13 protein-coding genes and 1 riboswitch are annotated in these 16,850 nt (G+C 67.6%); of the genes, 7 read left to right on the top strand and 6 right to left on the bottom strand.

Translation table 11 applies throughout. From position 1 onward, the window contains the following. Positions 1-82 precede the first annotated feature (82 nt). Complete coding sequence (locus tag ACSHZY_RS10570) at positions 83-1,123, top strand: homocysteine S-methyltransferase family protein (protein ID WP_435168893.1); 1,041 nt, start codon at positions 83-85, stop codon at positions 1,121-1,123. Continuing rightward, positions 1,120-3,822, top strand: a complete 2,703-nt coding sequence (gene metH / locus ACSHZY_RS10565; protein ID WP_435168891.1) for a methionine synthase — start codon at positions 1,120-1,122, stop codon at positions 3,820-3,822. Before ACSHZY_RS10570 ends, metH begins: the two co-directional genes overlap by 4 nt. Here the strand turns inward: metH and ACSHZY_RS10560 are convergent. The 5 genes from ACSHZY_RS10560 to ACSHZY_RS10540 are packed head-to-tail and all read right to left on the bottom strand — an operon-like array spanning position 3,819 to position 8,729. Then, positions 3,819-4,358 carry a cob(I)yrinic acid a,c-diamide adenosyltransferase gene (locus ACSHZY_RS10560; protein ID WP_435168889.1) on the bottom strand — a complete coding sequence of 180 codons (540 nt, stop codon included), beginning with the start codon at positions 4,356-4,358 and terminating at the stop codon, positions 3,819-3,821. The two genes, metH and ACSHZY_RS10560, sit on opposite strands and share 4 nt — an antisense overlap. Then, positions 4,359-5,099, bottom strand: coding sequence for an ABC transporter ATP-binding protein (locus ACSHZY_RS10555; protein WP_435168887.1), 741 nt, complete (start codon positions 5,097-5,099; stop codon positions 4,359-4,361). It lies immediately after the preceding gene. Beyond that, positions 5,096-6,079, bottom strand: coding sequence for a FecCD family ABC transporter permease (locus ACSHZY_RS10550; RefSeq protein WP_435168885.1), 984 nt, complete (start codon positions 6,077-6,079; stop codon positions 5,096-5,098). Before ACSHZY_RS10550 ends, ACSHZY_RS10555 begins: the two co-directional genes overlap by 4 nt. Continuing rightward, positions 6,076-6,873, bottom strand: a complete 798-nt coding sequence (locus tag ACSHZY_RS10545) for an ABC transporter substrate-binding protein (RefSeq protein ID WP_435168883.1) — start codon at positions 6,871-6,873, stop codon at positions 6,076-6,078. The genes ACSHZY_RS10550 and ACSHZY_RS10545 overlap by 4 nt, the downstream gene beginning before the upstream one ends. Further along, positions 6,867-8,729 (bottom strand): TonB-dependent receptor plug domain-containing protein, encoded by a 1,863-nt coding sequence (locus ACSHZY_RS10540; RefSeq protein ID WP_435168881.1) that lies wholly within the window; start codon positions 8,727-8,729, stop codon positions 6,867-6,869. The genes ACSHZY_RS10545 and ACSHZY_RS10540 overlap by 7 nt, the downstream gene beginning before the upstream one ends. Before the next feature lie 124 nt (positions 8,730-8,853). Further along, positions 8,854-9,050, bottom strand: a riboswitch (cobalamin riboswitch). A gap of 161 nt (positions 9,051-9,211) precedes the next feature. Here ACSHZY_RS10540 and ypfJ point away from each other — a divergent pair. Together ypfJ and ACSHZY_RS10530 are read left to right on the top strand one after the other, a co-directional pair. Next, positions 9,212-10,063 carry a KPN_02809 family neutral zinc metallopeptidase gene (ypfJ, locus tag ACSHZY_RS10535; protein WP_435168879.1) on the top strand — a complete coding sequence of 284 codons (852 nt, stop codon included), beginning with the start codon at positions 9,212-9,214 and terminating at the stop codon, positions 10,061-10,063. A 133-nt stretch (positions 10,064-10,196) separates the two neighbouring features. Beyond that, positions 10,197-11,090 carry a PhnA-like protein gene (locus ACSHZY_RS10530; RefSeq protein WP_435168877.1) on the top strand — a complete coding sequence of 298 codons (894 nt, stop codon included), beginning with the start codon at positions 10,197-10,199 and terminating at the stop codon, positions 11,088-11,090. A gap of 79 nt (positions 11,091-11,169) precedes the next feature. On the opposite strand, the gene glf is transcribed toward ACSHZY_RS10530, so the two are convergent. Further along, positions 11,170-12,321: a UDP-galactopyranose mutase gene (gene glf / locus ACSHZY_RS10525; protein WP_435168875.1), complete on the bottom strand. Its 1,152-nt coding sequence runs from the start codon at positions 12,319-12,321 to the stop codon at positions 11,170-11,172. Between the two features lie 169 nt (positions 12,322-12,490). On the opposite strand from glf, the gene ACSHZY_RS10520 reads away from it, so the two are divergent. From ACSHZY_RS10520 to ACSHZY_RS10510, 3 genes are read left to right on the top strand one after another with little or no spacing between them, the layout of a single operon-like run. Next, positions 12,491-13,633, top strand: a complete 1,143-nt coding sequence (locus tag ACSHZY_RS10520) for a glycosyltransferase family 4 protein (protein ID WP_435168873.1) — start codon at positions 12,491-12,493, stop codon at positions 13,631-13,633. Continuing rightward, on the top strand, positions 13,630-14,790 hold the full coding sequence (locus tag ACSHZY_RS10515; protein WP_435168871.1) for a glycosyltransferase family 1 protein: 1,161 nt from the start codon (positions 13,630-13,632) through the stop codon (positions 14,788-14,790). Before ACSHZY_RS10520 ends, ACSHZY_RS10515 begins: the two co-directional genes overlap by 4 nt. Beyond that, positions 14,787-16,850 (top strand): glycosyltransferase, encoded by a 2,064-nt coding sequence (locus ACSHZY_RS10510; protein WP_435168869.1) that lies wholly within the window; start codon positions 14,787-14,789, stop codon positions 16,848-16,850. The genes ACSHZY_RS10515 and ACSHZY_RS10510 overlap by 4 nt, the downstream gene beginning before the upstream one ends.

Below are 16,850 nucleotides of genomic sequence, written 5' to 3'. Positions count from 1 at the left end.
GGTGGGGGCCACGGCCCCCATCTGTTTTACTTTGAACGGGGTTCGGTTTATCTACGGGCGCTGTCCTTCAAGGTGAACGCCCATGCCGAGCCCACTGGTTTCCCCCTCGTCCGTTCATGACGTGCTGCGCCGCTTGGCGCGGGACCGCATCCTGATCCTGGACGGTGCGATGGGCACGCAGATCCAGGGGCTGGGCCTGTCCGAGGAGGATTACACCGGCCACGGGTCCGGCCATGCCTGCCGGCACCATTCGGATCATCCGCAGAAGGGCAACAACGACCTTCTGATCCTGACCCAGCCCGAGGCGATCGAGGAGATCCACTTCAACTATGCCATGGCGGGCGCCGACATCGTGGAAACGAACACGTTTTCGGCCACGACCATCGCGCAGGCCGATTACGGGCTGGAAGCGGCGGTGCACGACCTGAACGCCGAAGGCGCGCGCATCGTGCGCCGGGCGCTGGACCGCGCGACGGCCATCGACGGCAAGCCGCGTTTCGTGGCGGGCGCGGTGGGGCCGACGAACCGCACCGCCTCCATCAGTCCGGACGTGAACGATCCGGGGTTCCGCGCCGTCAGCTTCGACGATCTGCGCGTGGCGTACGGCCAGCAGGTGCGCGGGCTGATCGCGGGCGGGGCCGACATCATCCTGATCGAGACGATCTTCGACACGCTGAACGCCAAGGCCGCGATCTTTGCCTGCTTCGAAGCGTTCGAGGCGCATGGGCAGAGCCTGCCCCTGATGATCTCGGGCACGATCACCGACGCGTCGGGGCGGACGCTGTCGGGGCAGACGCCGACGGCGTTCTGGCATTCGGTGCGCCATGCGCGGCCCTTCACCGTGGGCCTGAACTGCGCCCTGGGGGCCGAAGCGATGCGGCCGCACATGCAGGAATTGTCGGGCGTGGCGAACACCTTCACCTGCGCCTATCCCAATGCGGGCCTGCCCAACGCCTTTGGTCAATATGACGAAGGCCCCGACGACACCGCCCGGCAGGTGGAGGACTTCGCGCGCGAGGGGTTGGTGAACGTGGTGGGCGGTTGCTGCGGCACCACGCCGGACCACATCCGCGCCATCGCCGAAGCCGTCGCCCCCTTCCAGCCGCGGGAGGTGCGGGCATGAGCCGTTATCTGCGCCTGTCGGGGCTGGAGCCGTTCGTCCTGACGCCCGACATCCCCTTCGTCAACGTGGGGGAACGGACGAACGTTACGGGATCGGCCCGTTTCCGCAAGCTGATCACCAACCGCGATTACGCCGCAGCATTGGAGGTGGCGCGCGATCAGGTGGAGAATGGTGCGCAGGTCATCGACATCAACATGGACGAGGGGCTGATCGATTCACGCGCCGCCATGGTGGAGTTCCTGAACCTGATCGCCGCCGAGCCCGACATCGCGCGGGTGCCGATCATGATCGACAGCTCCAAGTGGGAGGTGATCGAAGCGGGCCTGAAATGTGTGCAGGGCAAGCCGATCGTGAACTCCATCAGCCTGAAGGAGGGGGAGGACGCGTTCCGCCACCACGCGCGGCTGGTGATGCAGTATGGCGCGGCCGTGGTCGTCATGGCTTTCGACGAGGAGGGGCAGGCCGACACCTTCGCCCGCAAGACCGAGATCTGCGCGCGGGCTTATCGCATCCTTGTGGAGGAGATGGATTTCCCGCCCGAGGACATCATCTTCGACCCCAACGTGTTTGCCGTGGCGACGGGGATCGAGGAGCACAACAATTACGGCGTCGACTTCATCGAGGCGACGCACTGGATCCGCCAGAACCTGCCCCACGCGCACGTGTCGGGTGGCGTGTCGAACCTGTCGTTTTCCTTCCGCGGGAACGAGCCGGTGCGCGAGGCGATGCACGCGGTGTTCCTGTTCCACGCCATCAAGGCCGGCATGGACATGGGGATCGTGAACGCGGGGCAGCTGGCCGTCTATGACCAGATCGACCCGGATTTGCGCGAGCGCTGCGCGGACGTGGTCCTGAACCGCCGGCCCGACGCGACCGAGCGGATGCTGGAGGTGGCCGAGCGTTTCCGCGGCGGCGCGCGCGAGGAGAAGGTGCGCGATCTGGCCTGGCGCGACTGGCCCGTGGAAAAGCGCATGGAGCATGCGCTGGTCAACGGCATCACCGAGTTCATCGAGGCCGACACCGAGGAGGCCCGTCTGGCCGCCGAGCGCCCGCTGCACGTGATCGAGGGGCCGCTGATGGCCGGGATGAACGTGGTGGGCGACCTGTTCGGCGCGGGCAAGATGTTCCTGCCGCAGGTGGTGAAATCGGCCCGCGTGATGAAGCAGGCGGTGGCCGTTCTTCTGCCCTATATGGAGGAGGAGAAGATCGCCAATGGCGGCGAGGCGCGGCAGGCGGCGGGCACCGTCCTGATGGCGACCGTGAAGGGCGATGTCCACGACATCGGCAAGAACATCGTCGGCGTCGTGCTGGCCTGCAACAACTACGAGATCATCGATCTGGGCGTGATGGTCCCACCGCAGAAGATCCTGGAGGTCGCGCGGGAGCGGAAGGTGGACGTGATCGGGCTGTCCGGCCTCATCACCCCGTCTTTGGACGAGATGGTGCATCTGGCGGCCGAGATGGAGCGGGAAGGATTCGACATTCCGCTGCTGATCGGCGGGGCGACGACGTCGAAGGTGCATACGGCGGTGAAGATCGCGCCACGTTACACCAAGGGTCCGGCGATCTATGTCACCGACGCCAGCCGCGCGGTGGGGGTGGTCAGCCAGTTGCTGAGCCCGACGCAGAAGCAGCCTTACGTGGACAGCATCCGCGAGGAATATGTGCAGGTGGCCGAGCGGCACGAGCGGGCGGAGCTGGCCAAGCAGCGCCTGCCGCTGGCGGCCGCGCGGGCCAATGCGTTGAAGGTGGACTGGGCAGATTACACGGTGCCTGCGCCGCAATTCCTTGGGTCGCGCATCGTCGAGGATTGGGATCTGGAGGAGATCGCCCGTTACATCGACTGGACCCCGTTCTTCCAGACGTGGGAGTTGAAGGGCGTCTACCCGCGTATTCTTGAGGATGAGAAGCAGGGCGAGGCCGCGCGCCAGCTGTTTGCCGATGCGCAGGACATGCTGACGCGGATCATCGCGGAGACGTGGTTCCGGCCGCGCGCCGTGGTGGGCTTCTGGCCCGCGAACGCCGTGGGCGACGACATCCGCCTGTTCACCGGAGAGGATCGGGGGCAGGAGCTTGCGACGCTTTATACCCTGCGGCAGCAGACGACGAAGCGCGAGAACCGGCCGAACGTGGCCTTGGCCGACTTCGTGGCGCCGGAGGGGGTGACGGATTACGTGGGCGGCTTCGTGGTGACGGCGGGGCCGGAGGAGACGGAGATTTCCGCCCGGTATGAAAAGGCGAACGACGATTACGGCGCGATCATGGTGAAGGCGCTGGCCGACCGTTACGCCGAGGCGATGGCCGAGATGCTGCACGCCCGGGTGCGGCGGGAGTTCTGGGGCTATGGCAAGGACGAGACCTTCACCCCGCAGGAGCTGATCGGCGAGCCTTATCACGGCATCCGCCCCGCGCCCGGCTATCCGGCGCAGCCCGACCATACGGAGAAGCTGACCCTGTTCCGCCTGCTGGACGCCGAGGCGGCCACGGGCGTGACGCTGACCGAAAGCATGGCGATGTGGCCGGGATCGTCGGTGTCGGGCATCTATATCGGGCACCCGGACTCGTACTATTTCGGCGTGGCCAAGGTGGAGCGGGACCAGGCGGAGGATTACGCCCGCCGCAAGGGCATGCCGCTGGACGAGGTGGAACGCTGGCTGGCGCCGATCCTGAACTATGTCTCGGCCCGGTCGACTGGTTAGGGCAGGCTGCGGCCCTTCTGCCAGGCGCGTTCCTGCCCGCCGGAGGAGACGCGGGCGGCGACAAACAAGAGGTCCGACAGGCGGTTGAGGTAGATGCAGCCGAGGCGCGTGCGCGGGTCGTCGACGGCCAGAAGCGTGCGCTCGGCACGGCGGCAGACGGTGCGGGCCATGTGCAGCGCGCCGGTGGCGGGCAGGCCGCCGGGAAGGATGAACTCCTTCAGCGGGGGAAGATCCTCGTTCCAATCCTCCACGATCAGGTCGAGGCGGGTGACGTGCGCTTCGGTCAGCACCTCGCGGCCGGGGATGGACAGGGCGCCGCCGAGGTCGAAGAGGTCGTGCTGGATGGTGGTCAGCGCGTCGCAGAGGGCGGTGTCGTCCAGCAGGCTTTCGGCAAAGCCAATCACGCTGTTCAATTCGTCCACCGTGCCGATCGCCTCCATCAGCGGGGCAGTCTTGGCGATGCGGGAGCCGTCGGAGAGGCCGGTGGTGCCGTCATCCCCGGTGCGGGTCACGATGCTTGACAGACGATGGCCCATTCAGTCCCCCTTTGGCGGCGCGAGGTCCAGCGCCTGATAGATCGGGCCATGGGGCCCTTCGGTCACATGTGCGCGGATTCCGAAGACCTGCGCAAGGTTGTCCGGGGTCAGCACCTGCATCGGCGGGCCGTCGGCGTGGATGCGGCCGGCCTTCATCAGGATCAGCCGCGTGCAATGCCGCGCCGCCAGCCCCGGATCGTGAAGGGAGGCGACGACGGTGCGCCCGGTGGTCGCAAGCCGGGCAAAGACGCGCATGACGCCGATCTGGGCGGCGGGGTCGAGGCCTGCGATGGGCTCGTCCGCCAGAAGGAGGGGCGTGTCCTGCGCCAAGGCCCGCGCGATCAGGACGCGGGCCTGTTCGCCGCCGGACAGCTGCGTCGCGGGGCGGTGGCGCAGCGTGGTCAGGTCCAGCGCCGCGAGCGCCTGTTCGACGATGGCGGCGTCAGGGCCTTGAGCGACGCGGCCAAGGCGGACCACATCCTCCACCGGCATGGGCCAGGCGATGTCGCGCGTCTGGGGCAGGAAGGCGGCGGCGCGGGCGCGTTGGGCGATGGGCAGGGTGGCGAGGGAGGACTGACCTTCGGCGGGCAGGAGGCCAAGGGCGGCGCGCAGCAGCGTCGTCTTGCCCGCGCCATTGGAGCCGAGGAGGCCCACGAACTCCCCCGCCTTCAGCGTCAGGTCGATGCCGTCCAGCACCACGCGGCGGCCGCGCCGGACGGAAAGGTGGTGCAGGTGCATCATGCCTCCTCTCTCCGCATCTTCAGGATCAGGTGCAGGAAGAAGGGGGTGCCGACAAGGGCGGTGAGGACGCCGAGTTTCAGGTCGCGGTCCGGCATCAGGAGGCGCACGGCGATGTCGGCGGCCAGCACGAGGGCCGCCCCGCCAAGCGCCGAGGCGGGGAGAAGCCGTGCCGGGCTGCCCTTGACGGCGCGGCGCAGGACGTGGGGGGCGGCGAGGCCGACAAAGCCGATGGAGCCCGCCACCGCAGTAGCCGCGCCGACCATCGCCGCGACGCCGACGACGAGCCGCCAGCGCAACGCGCCCAGCCGGATGCCGGAGGAGGCCGCCGCATCCTCGCCCAGCGTCAGCGCCTCCAACCCCCGGCGGAGGGACCAGAGGAGGGTGGCGCCGAGGGCGATGAAAGGCAGCGCGATCCAGACATGCAGCATCGAACGGTCGGCGAGGGAGCCCATCATCCAGAAGATGATCTCGTTCGCGGCGAAGGGGTTGGGGGACAGGTTGAGGACCAGCGAGGTGGCGGCCCCGGCAAGGGCCGAGATCGCGACGCCGGCGAGGATCAGCGCCAGCGCCCCGCCGCGCGGGCCCGCCAGCAGCAGGATCAGCGCGACCGAGAGCATGGCGCCGGCCAGCGCGGCCAGCGGCAGGCCCAAGGGAAACGCGGCGGCAAGGCCGGTCTGGATCGCCAGCACGGCGCCAAGGGCGGCGGATCCGCTGGCCCCGACCAGCCCCGGTTCGGCAAGCGGGTTGCGCAAAAAGCCCTGAAGGGCCGCGCCCGACATGCCAAGGGCGGCGCCGACCAGCAGGCCGAGGATGGCACGGGGCAGCCGCACTTCTCGCATCACCAGGCTCAGCATCGGGTCGTTGCCGGTGATGAGGGCCTGGAGGCTGGACAAAGGCGGCACCTGCGCGGGGCCGGTCAGGAGGGAGGCGGTGAAGAGGGCCGCGACCAGCAGCGACAGGGCGATCGGAAGTCGGCTCATGGTGCGGCCTGTTGCAGCTTGGCGACGGCGCGCAGGATGTGGGGGGTGCCGCAGACCCAGTCGCGGTCGGTGCGGAACTGCGGGGCAAGGTGGTGCAGGCCGGGATGGTCCAGCACCGCCTCGGCCCGCGAGGCGCCGGGATAGGGGGCGCCGCGAAGGATGAGGTCGGGGGCGGACAGCATCAGCACCTCCAGCGGGAGGGTGCCGCCGAAGGACAGACCCTGTTCGGTGGCGATGTTGTCATAGCCCGCCGCCGCGATGATCTGGCCGGCGAGGCTGTCGGGGCCGTCGGCGTAGCTGTTCGCGCCGTAGCTGGCCGCGCGGGGGCGGGTCGCGGGACGCGGCAGGGCGGCAAGGTCCGCGTCGAACTGGGCGATCGTTCGGGTGGCGTCGCGCCCCAGCACCTGCCCCATGCGGCGCAGGTTGGTGCGGATGTCGTCCATCGTGCTTTCGGGATCGAAGGTTTCGACCCGCAGGCCCAGACGGCGCAGCATGTCCAGCGTGGCGGGGGAGGAGAAGCGGCCCGCCAGCACGAGGTCAGGTTGGAGGAGAAAAATCTCTTCCGCCAGCCCGTGATTGGCGGGGAGGGTTCGCGCTTCGCTGGCCATGACGGAGGCGCGGGGATCCTGGGACAGGGCACTGACCGAGATGAGCTGGCCGGGCGCGGCCAGCATCAGGGCCAACTGGTCGGTGCAGAGGTTCATCGACACGACGCGCGCGGGCGCGTTCCCCGCCGCGGCGGACAGGCCAAGGCCGCAGGCGAGGCCCGCGGCGCAGAGCCAGCGCCTTACCACCGCGCCTGCACCCCGACATAGGCCTGCCGCCCGCGCGTGGCATAGCCCCAGACGTCGGAATAGCTTTCGTCGAAGAGGTTGGTGACGCGGCCGGTCAGACGCACCTCATTTGTCAGGTTGTAGCCGGCGGCGAGGTCGAGGGTGGTATAGTCGGGGAGCTCCGCGCGGGCGTAGGCACCATAGAACTGGTCGTCGTAGTTGCCGGCCACGCGGCGGAGGGTTGCGGTGGCCGAGGCGCGGTCGTCGAGGAAGGACAGGGTGGACGACAGTTGCAGTTCATGCTTCGGACGGCGCACTTCGATGCGGCCATCCGGTCCCTTCGCGTTCAGATAGGTGTAGCCGAAGGACAGGTCGAGCGTGTCGGTCGCTTCCAGACGCCCCGTCACCTCCACCCCCTCGCGCGGGCTTTCGCCATCGGCGTTGGAGTAACGGGCCAGGAAGTCGGGGGAGCTGTAGTCGGCCGTGATCTCGTCCGTCATCCGTTCGTGGAAATAGGTCACGTCGATCAGGCCCCGCCCGTTCAGGAAGGACAGTTCCACACCCAGATCGTAGCTGCGGTTCTGTTCGGGCGTCAGGTCGGGGTTGCCGACCGAGTAGAGCGAGCCGAACAGCTCCTCGTAGGAGGGATCGACCTGAGCACGCCCGGCCGAGGCGTGCAGACGCACCGGCTGGCCCGGGATGCGCCAGGACAGGCCGAGCGTCCAGCCGGTGAAGTCGTCGTATTCCTTGTTGTCGTCGCGGCGGACACCGGCCTGAAGATCCAGGCCATTGTCCAGCGAGGCACGGTATTCGAGGGCCACGGAGTCCCGTTCCCGTTCGTAATCGGTGGCGATGTTGGAATCGTCATCCTCGTGTTCCACCAGCACGTTCACGAGGTGGCGGGCCTGATCGACGGGAAGGCCATCAAGGCCGTAGCTGAGGCGGTATGCGAGCGTGTCGCTTTCCGCGCGCTTCGGGACGTCGTCGAACGTGTCCAGCTTGAAGACGGAGCGCTGGTAGTCCAGCCGGTGGATCAGGCGCCCGTCCAGCATGGAAAGTTCGCCGAAGACGGCACCCTGGAATTCGCGGGTTTCCCCCTCGGGGGTGTTGTCGTCGACGATGACATCCGCTTCGTTCGTGGAGGGGCCGAAGCTGTCGTAGTCGTACTCCTCCTTCGTCCAGCGAAGGGTGGAGCCGAAGGTCAGGGTTTCGGTTGCCTTCCAGTCACCGGCGAAGCCGATCGTGTTCCGGCGCAGGCCGTCCTTTTCCCCGCTGTCGCCGGAATAGTCGAAGCCGTGATCATCGATTTGCGAAAGGTTCAGGGCGAGACCGCCTTGCGCGGTGCGCTGGCTGACATGGGCGGATGCGGAATGGCCGTTCCCGACGTCCATCGTGCCGCCGTGATGCAAGCCCTCGGTCCCCTTGTCGGTGATGATGTTGATGACGCCGGCGGAGGCGCTGGAGCCGTAGAACACGGAGTGAGGGCCGCGCAGGACCTCCACCCGCTCGATGTTCTGGACGGACAGGCCGGACAGGAAATACCCGGCGGGGGAGCCGCCGCTGACCTCTACCCCGTCCACAAGGATCAGGGTGTGGTCGGCCTCCGCCCCGCGGATGCGGACTTGGGTCGTGTTCGCGCCGCTGCTGCTGACGGAAACGCCCGGCACGCCGCGCAGGGCGTCCTGCAGGGTGGTGATGCCGCGGGCCTCGATCTGTTCGCGCATCAGGATGGTGTAGGCGCGGCCATAAGCGTCGGCGGGGGCGGGGGTCAGGCCGGCGGAGACGATGATCGGATCCAGCACCGTCACCTCCTGAGCCGGGGCGGCCAGGGGGGCGATCAGGGCGGTGGACAGCAGAAGAAGGCGGGACGTGGTCACGGGCGGTCTCCCAAGGTGCAGGAACCCTGCGGGTGGCGAAAGGAACGGAAAGACCGGGTGGCCCTGCCGCAGTGGACGGATCACCTCTGCGGTTGGGCCGCATCCCGGACGCGCCCCGCGCCGGAATTGGGTGGTCGCTGCGGCAGGTCTCCTGGCTTGCGGGTCGTCGCTTCGGGCGGCCTTCCCGGGGTCGCCCCCAGTGGCATTGGTGCCCGTCACTCTCCGCTTACAGTTGCGGGGGCAGCTGCGGATTGTCCCGAAGGCGCACCGGCATTCCCTTTCAACCCGGCAGGCGCCGGGACCGAAGCTGGGCGGAAATCCCAATCCTGCGCCGCCGTGTCAAGCGCCGCGAGCCCGCGCGCGAAAGAAGACCCGGAAGGTGCGGAGGACGCGCCACAGCCCCCGGGTGGAAGATGAGGAGGAACCGCAGGCGCGGATCGGGGCTTTTGGTGGCGAATGTCGATATCATTGGGGGACAACGGATGCAGTGGCGTGGACGGCGGGGAAGCCAGAACATCGAAGATCGCCGGTCGAGCGGTGGTGGCGGGCGCGGGATGGCCGTGGGCGGCGGCAGCGTGGGCCTGCTGGCGATCGTGGTCATCGGCTATTTCCTTGGCGTGGACCTGACGCCGCTGCTGAACGACCAGTCTGTTCCGAACAGTGGCGGAGGAGAGATCACGGCCGCGGACGAGGAGGCGGCGCAGTTCGTGTCCGTGACCCTGGCCGACACCGAGGATGTGTGGAAGACCGTGTTCCAGGAGCAGCTGGGCGAAACCTACACCCCGGCGGCGCTGGTGCTCTACAAGGGCGTGACGCAATCGCCTTGCGGCGGGGCCAGCGGCGCCACGGGACCCTTCTACTGCCCCGGCGACCAGAAGGTGTATCTGGACACCGACTTCTTCGTGTCGATGGAACGGCAGCTGGGCGCCGGTGGCGATTTCGCGGCCGCCTACGTGGTCGCGCATGAGATCGGCCACCATGTGCAGGACGAGCTTGGCATCCTGTCGCAGGCCAACAACGCCCGCGGCAATTCCAGCGAGGCCGACAGCAACGCCATCTCCGTGCGGACCGAGCTTCAGGCGGACTGCTTCGCCGGTATCTGGGCCCGGCACGCCGAGGCGCAATTCGGATCGATCGAGGCGGGCGACATGATGGAGGCCGTGAACGCGGCGCGGCAGATTGGCGACGACACCTTGCAGCGCAATGCGGGCCGCGTGCCCTCGCCGCACACCTTCACCCACGGGACGTCAGAACAGCGGTCGCGCTGGTTCCAGACGGGGCATGACAGCGGGCAGCTGGGGTCCTGCGACACGTTCGGGGCGGAACGGTTGTAACGGATGCACAAATCTTCCGCAGGATTGTGACGGTTCCTCCGCTTCCTGCGGAACCTCATTCATCAAATTGCGTTCACTATGCGGTGATGCGTTCCTAAGCCTCGAGGGAGGCTGCGCGTCCTGGGAGCAAAACATGACATATACGACATCACCTGGTACCACCAACACCGTGGACACTGTGACAGAAGACGCACTGTATCGGCGGAAGAACATCTCGTGGGGCGCGATCTTCGCGGGTGTCGCGGTCGCGCTGGTGGTGCACGTGCTGCTGAGCCTGCTGGGCCTGGGAATCGGCATGGCCACGCTGGACCCCGGCACGGGTGACAACCCCGCCACCAGCACCTTCTCGGTGGCCTCCGCCGCATGGTATGCCGTTTCGGGCATCATCGCCGCCTTTGTCGGCGGTTTCGTTGCCGCGCGCCTGTCGGGCCGCGCGACCGCGCAGATCGGTGGCCTGCATGGTCTGACCGTGTTTGCCGTCACCACGCTGTTCATGCTGTACCTGCTGTCCTCCTCGGTCGGTTCGATCGTGGGCGGGACGTTCAGCGGCCTGTCCAGCGCCCTTGGTGGCCTGACGCAGACCGTGTCCCAGGCGGCCGGCCCGGCGCTGGAAAATGCCAACCCGCTGGACGCGCTGGATCGTCAGATCCGTTCCACCGGCACGGATCCGGAAGCGCTGCGTCAGAACGCCGTGGACGCCATGCGCGCCCTTGCAACGGCCGATGAGGCTGGCGCCGCAACCGCCCGCGAGGAAGCCGCACAGGCCCTGGCCGATGCGCGCAACATCCCGCTGCCCGAAGCCCAGCAGCAGGTCGCCCAGATGGAACAGCAGTACCGCGACACCGTCGAGAAAGCCCGTCAAACGGCTATCGAGGCTGCGGACACGGCCACCAAGGCCCTGACCATCGGCGCCCTGGCCGCCTTCGTGGCCCTGCTGGCCGGCGCCATCGCCGCCTGGCTGGGTGGTCGCAGCGGCGTCGTCACCCCGGTGACGCATGTTGTCGCCCGCACGGACGTGCGCCACTGACGGAAAAAGGGCGGCCTTCGGGTCGCCCGATCCATTTGTGCTTGCGCCGGCGCCTTTGGGCTGCCGGCGTTTTGCACTGTCAAAGCGGGTCGACCGTGAAGGCGGGCATGCTGTCGGGATCGGCCAGATAGCGGCGGCCGCAATCCAACGCCTCGCGGATGGTGACGTCCATGTCCAGATAGCGGTAGGTGCCCAGACGGCCGAGGAAGGTCACGTGGCGTTCCCCCTGCGCCCGTTCCAGATACTGGCCCAGCAGCGCCTTTTCGTTCATCTGCCGGATCGGGTAGTAAGGAATGTCGCCCGGTTCGCAGGCGCGGCTGAATTCGCGGTAAAGGACGGAGCCTTCATGCTCCTCCCACGGGGCGAAGTACTTGTGTTCCGTGATCCGGGTGAACGGCACGCCCACGTCGCCGTAGTTCATTACGGCGCAGCCCTGCCAGTCCCCGTCATGGGTGAACCGTTCGAAGTCCAGCGTGCGGTAGCCCAGCCGGCCGAGGTCGAAGCCGAACCAGCCGTCGATGGGACCGGAATAGAAGACGTGGTCGTGGCCGGCCATGTCCCTGCGGTCGAAGTCCGTGTTCAGATGCACCTGGATGTTCGGGTGGTCCAGAATACGCTCCACCATCACGGTGTAGCCGTTTTCGGGCATGCCCTGGAAGCGGTGGAAGAAGTAGTTGTCGTCGTAGTTGAAGCGCACCGGCAGGCGTTTCAGGATGCTGGCCGGAAGATCGCGCGGAGAACAGCCCCATTGCTTCTGGGTGTAGCCCTTGAAGAAGGCCTCGTACAGGTCGCGGCCCACAAAGCGCAGGGCCTGATCCTCGAACGTCCGGGGGTCGGTTATGGTGGTGTCGGCCTGTTCTTCCAGAAAGGCCCGCGCCTCGGCCGGGCGGAAGGTCCGGCCATAGAACTGGTTGATCGTGTGCAGGTTCACGGGCAGGGAATAGACGGCCCCGCCAGAGGTGGTCTTGACCCGGTTGCGATAGGGGCGGAACGTTTCGAACCCGTTGACGTAATCCCAGACCTCGGCATCATCCGTGTGGAAGATGTGCGGGCCATAGACATGCACCATCACGCCCGTGTCGGCATCGCGTTCGGTGTGGCAGTTGCCGGCCACGTGGGGGCGGCGGTCCACAATCTTTACCGCATGGCCCGCCTCGGCCAGCATGCGGCCGACCACCGCACCTGACAGGCCTGCACCCACAATCAGGATCCGTTTCGACTCTGGGCTCATTCCTGCTCACATTTCATTGTATTCTTGCTGACCTCGTTGAACATCGGGAAATCGGGCAAGTTCCACGATTTCCGTGGAACCAGGCACGTTTCAAGGAAGTTATAGTCCAAATGCGTTGCGTGTCCCGTTGCGGCCGCCGTTATGTATGCTGCAATGTTTATGAGACGGAATGACCACGCGCGTTATCGCTGTTTCGGATTTTTGCGATCCGACCCCTCCGCATGAGAGCGTCCTGACACGGGACATGGCCCGCGCCTTCTGGCAAACGAGCCCGATGCCCCCGCCCGGCCCGCGGCCGTCTGTTGTGGGCGGGTATCTGGAGCGGTTGCCGCTGGCCTGCGTGGCTGCGGGCCTTGTGGACCGGGCCGAGGTTTGGCGCTTTGCTGGGGATGACGCGCATCATGATCCGTTGGGCGTTCCGGGGCCGGAAGGGCTGATCTATCGCACGCTGCGGGCGGACGGGCATGCCGCCCCCTACGGATCCGCGGACGCGCTGGCCCATATCGAGGTTCATGGCGCGCCGAAGATCCTGTGCGTCTGGGGTCTGGGCGTGGACGAGGCGCTGGTGCGCGCCTGTGCGGACAGCGTGATCGTCTACAACTCCATAGACGCGCCAGCGCTGCGTCTGCCGGCGGAGGTGAGCCGCCATGTCGATCTGTTCCTGGCCGGCGCGGAATGGCAGTCGGACGAGATCCGCGCCCGTCATCCGGACGCCTTGTGCGCGGTGCTGCCGATCGGGCCCGAATTCGCCTCGGACGAGACGTTCTTCCCGACCGGCGCGCCGAAGGAATACGATGTGGTTTATGTTGCGGCGACCCAGCCCTACAAGCGGCACGACCTGCTGCTGGACGCGCTGTCGCAACTGCCGGGGCGGCGGGCGCTGTGCGTGGTGGGCTACGGCCACATGACGGAGGAGCTGCGCGCCGAGGCGGACCGCCGCGGGTTGCAGGTGGACTGGGTGGGGCCGGTGAACCACCGCGAGGTGAACACGCTGATCAACCGCGCCAGAGTGGGGGTGGTGTGCGGCGTGGACGATGGCGCGCCCGCGATCCTGACGGAATACATGCTGGCGGGGCTTCCGGTTCTGGCCAATGCGGGGCTGGTCTGCGGGCGGCAATACATCCGCCCGGACACGGGCCTTTTGGCGTCCGAGGTGGATTTTGCCAAAGCGCTTGACCGGCTGATCGAAACTGCCGCCTCATATGATCCGCGGCCGGTGGTTCAACGGAACTGGACATGGCCCCATTCGGTTGATCGACTGGCGTCTTTGCTGGATCACGCGCGTCAGCGCAAGAACGAGGTGTTCGTATGACTGTGTTGCCCCTGGATCCGGTTCTTGCAAAGCCCGCCCCGCTTATCTGTTTTTCCCATCTTCGCTGGGATTTCGTGTTGCAGCGGCCCCAGCACCTGATGTCGCGTTTCGCGCAGGAACGCCCCGTCTGGTTCTGGGAGGAGATGATCCCGACCGACCACCATCTGCCTTATCTGGAATTCCACGCCTTCGAGGGGACGAGCGTTCAGGCGATCCGCCCCCGCGTGCCGGCCCGGCTGTCGCCCGAGGATGCGGCGCGGGCACTGTCCGGCTTGCTGGACCAGCTTCTGGCGATCACGGGGGCGCATCAGCCGGTGCTGTGGTTCTACACCCCGCAGATGTGGCCGATCGCACGCCATCTGCGCCCGGCGGCGGTGGTCTATGACTGCATGGACGAATTGTCGAACTTCCGCTTCGCCCCGCCCGATCTTCAGCGGAACGAGGCGGCGCTGCTGGCCGCGGCGGATGTGGTCTTCACCGGCGGTTACAGCCTGTACGAGGCCAAGCGGCATCAGCACAACAACATCCATCCTTTCCCCTCGGCGGTGGAGGCGATGCATTTCGCTGCGGCCCGCGAGGCGCGCCCCGATCCAACCGATCAGGTCGGCATCCCGCATCCGCGTCTGGGGTATTACGGCGTCATCGACGAACGTCTGGATCTGGACCTGATCCGCGACATGGCCGCCGCGCGCCCCGACTGGCACATCGTGATGGTGGGTCCGGTGGCGAAACTGGCGCCATCGGACCTGCCGCATGCGGCGAACATCCACTGGCTGGGCCAGAAGAACTATGCCGATCTTCCGGCCTATCTGGCGGGCTGGGACGTGGCGCTGATGCCGTTCGCGATCAACGACGCGACGCGCTTCATCAGCCCGACCAAGACGCCGGAATATCTGGCCGGGGGCCGTCAGGTCGTGTCCACCCCCGTGCGGGACGTGATCCGGCATTACGGCGACGTGCAGGCGGTTCGGATCGCGGGGGACACGCCCGGCTTCCTCGCGGCCTGCGAGGCGGCCCTGGCCACCAAGCCCGGCCCGTGGCTGGACGAGGTGGACCGGATGCTGGCGGACACCAGCTGGGACTGCACGTTCGCCCATATGAAGGGGCTTCTGGACGGCGCACATCTTGTGCCTCTGCCGTCCGGAGCGCGGGGGTGACCACCGCCACGGACGTCGTTCTTGCGACCGACAGCGCGGAGCCTTCGGGCGTCGGGAGGGTGATGCTGACGCTGGCGGGGGGCCTGCCTTGGGCGCGGCTGCTGTTTCCGGACCACGCGGCCGGTCGCGCCCTTGTGGCGGAGGCGCGATCGCGCGGGCTGGTGGCCGCCGTCGTGGCGGAAGGGGCCTGGGGCATCGCGTTCAAGGGTGCCACGCTGATCAACGTCCATGCCGGCATCGGCTGGGAAAGCCATGACCTTTGTGGCACCGCCCAGGCTGGCGGGGCGGTCGTGGTGCGGACGGAACATCTGCCTTGGCTGCTGACCGATGCTGATCAGATCGCGGACTACAAGGCGGCGCTGTCGCAAGTGGATGCGGTTGTCACGGTCAGCCGCGCCTCGGCCGAGACGTGGCGGCCCGTGCTGGCGGCGATGCGTCCGGACCTGCCCTGCCGCGCGATCCCGAACGGCATCCTGAGCGCGCCGTCCCCCCGCACCGTGCCGGACGTCCCGACGATCCTGTGCGTGGCGCGGTTCACCCCGCAAAAAAACCATTCCGTCCTGATCCACGCGCTGGCGCGCTTGCAGCGGACGCATCCGGAGGCGCGCCTTATCCTTGTGGGATCGGGGCCGGAGGAGGCTGCTGTCCGCCGCCGTGTTGCGCGTTATGGGGTCCGGGCCGCATTCCTTGGGCCGTCCGATGATGTGCCGGCCCTGATGGCGGGGGCGGATCTTTTGGTCCTGCCCTCGGCGTTCGAGGGCCTGCCGCTGGTGGTGCTGGAAGCGATGGCGGCCGGATGTCCGGTGGTTGCGACCCGCATCGGCGGCGTGACCGAAGCGCTTGGCGACGATCACCCCTGGTTGGTCCCGGCAGGCGATGCGCGTGCGCTGGCGGCGGCGCTGGCCGACGCGCTGGACCGGCCCGACCTGCGGGCGACCGTGGCCTCCGCGCAAAAGGTGCGTTTCGCGCAAGATTACACCGCCGATCGCATGGCGGCGGACACCGACACGTTCTTCACCACCCTGTTGCAGACAAGACAAAGGACGACCCCCATGACGACACGGCTCGGCTTTATCGGCGCGGGGGGCATCGCCCATCGCCACTTCGGCGTGCTGGAGCATATGGCGGATGTGCGCATTGCAGCCATCGCCGATCCGGACACGGGCCGGGCCGAGGAGGCCGGCCGGCGCTTCGGTGCGGCGGTCTTTGCCGACCACGCGGCCATGCTGGACACGGTGGAGCTGGACGCCGTGTTCATCTGCGTGCCGCCCTTCGCCCATGGGGACGTGGAGCGCGCCTGCATCGCCCGCGGGCTGCCCTTCTTCGTGGAAAAGCCGCTGTCGCTGGACCTGAAGCTGGCCGAGGAAATCGCCGCCGAGGTGGAGGAGGCGGGCCTGATCACCGCCGTGGGGTATCACTGGCGCTATCTGGACACGGTGGACGAGGCGCGGGCGCAACTGGCGCAGAACCCCGCGCACCTGATGACCGGCTTCTGGCTGGACCAGACCCCGCCGCCCCAGTGGTGGTGGCGCGAGGACGGGTCGGGCGGGCAGGTCGTGGAACAGGCGACGCATGTGATCGACCTTGCCCGTTTCCTCGCCGGTGACGTGACAGAGGCGTTCGGCCTTGCCGCCCGCCGCGACCGGCCGGACTTCGACGGGCTGACGGTGCCCACGGCCACCACGGCCAGCCTGCGTTTTGCCGGCGGGGCCATCGCCAACCTGTCGGCGACCTGCCTTCTGCGCTGGAACCACCGCGTGGGCCTGCATGTCTATGCCGACGCGCTGGCGATGGAGATCACGGATCACGACATCATGGTCGATGTGGGCCGCGGCCGCCCCGTCCGCCACGCCGAGGGCGACCCCGTCTGGCGTGAGGACCGCGACTTCATCGACGCCGTGCAGGGCAAGGAGAACCGCATCCGCTGCCCTTATTCCGAGGCGCTGGAAACGCACCGCGTGGCGCTGGCCATCTCGCAATCCGCGGCGTCGGGCGCGGTCGTGAAGATGGAGGTGCTGCGGTCCAACCCGCAGCCGTTTTTTCGTGAAACCGCTTCGTAG

The organism is Falsirhodobacter sp. 1013, from assembly GCF_051195255.1.
GTDB lineage: Bacteria > Pseudomonadota > Alphaproteobacteria > Rhodobacterales > Rhodobacteraceae > Falsirhodobacter.
Note: the sequence above shows the minus strand (reverse complement) of the source record. Positions and strands in the feature narration are given on the sequence as shown.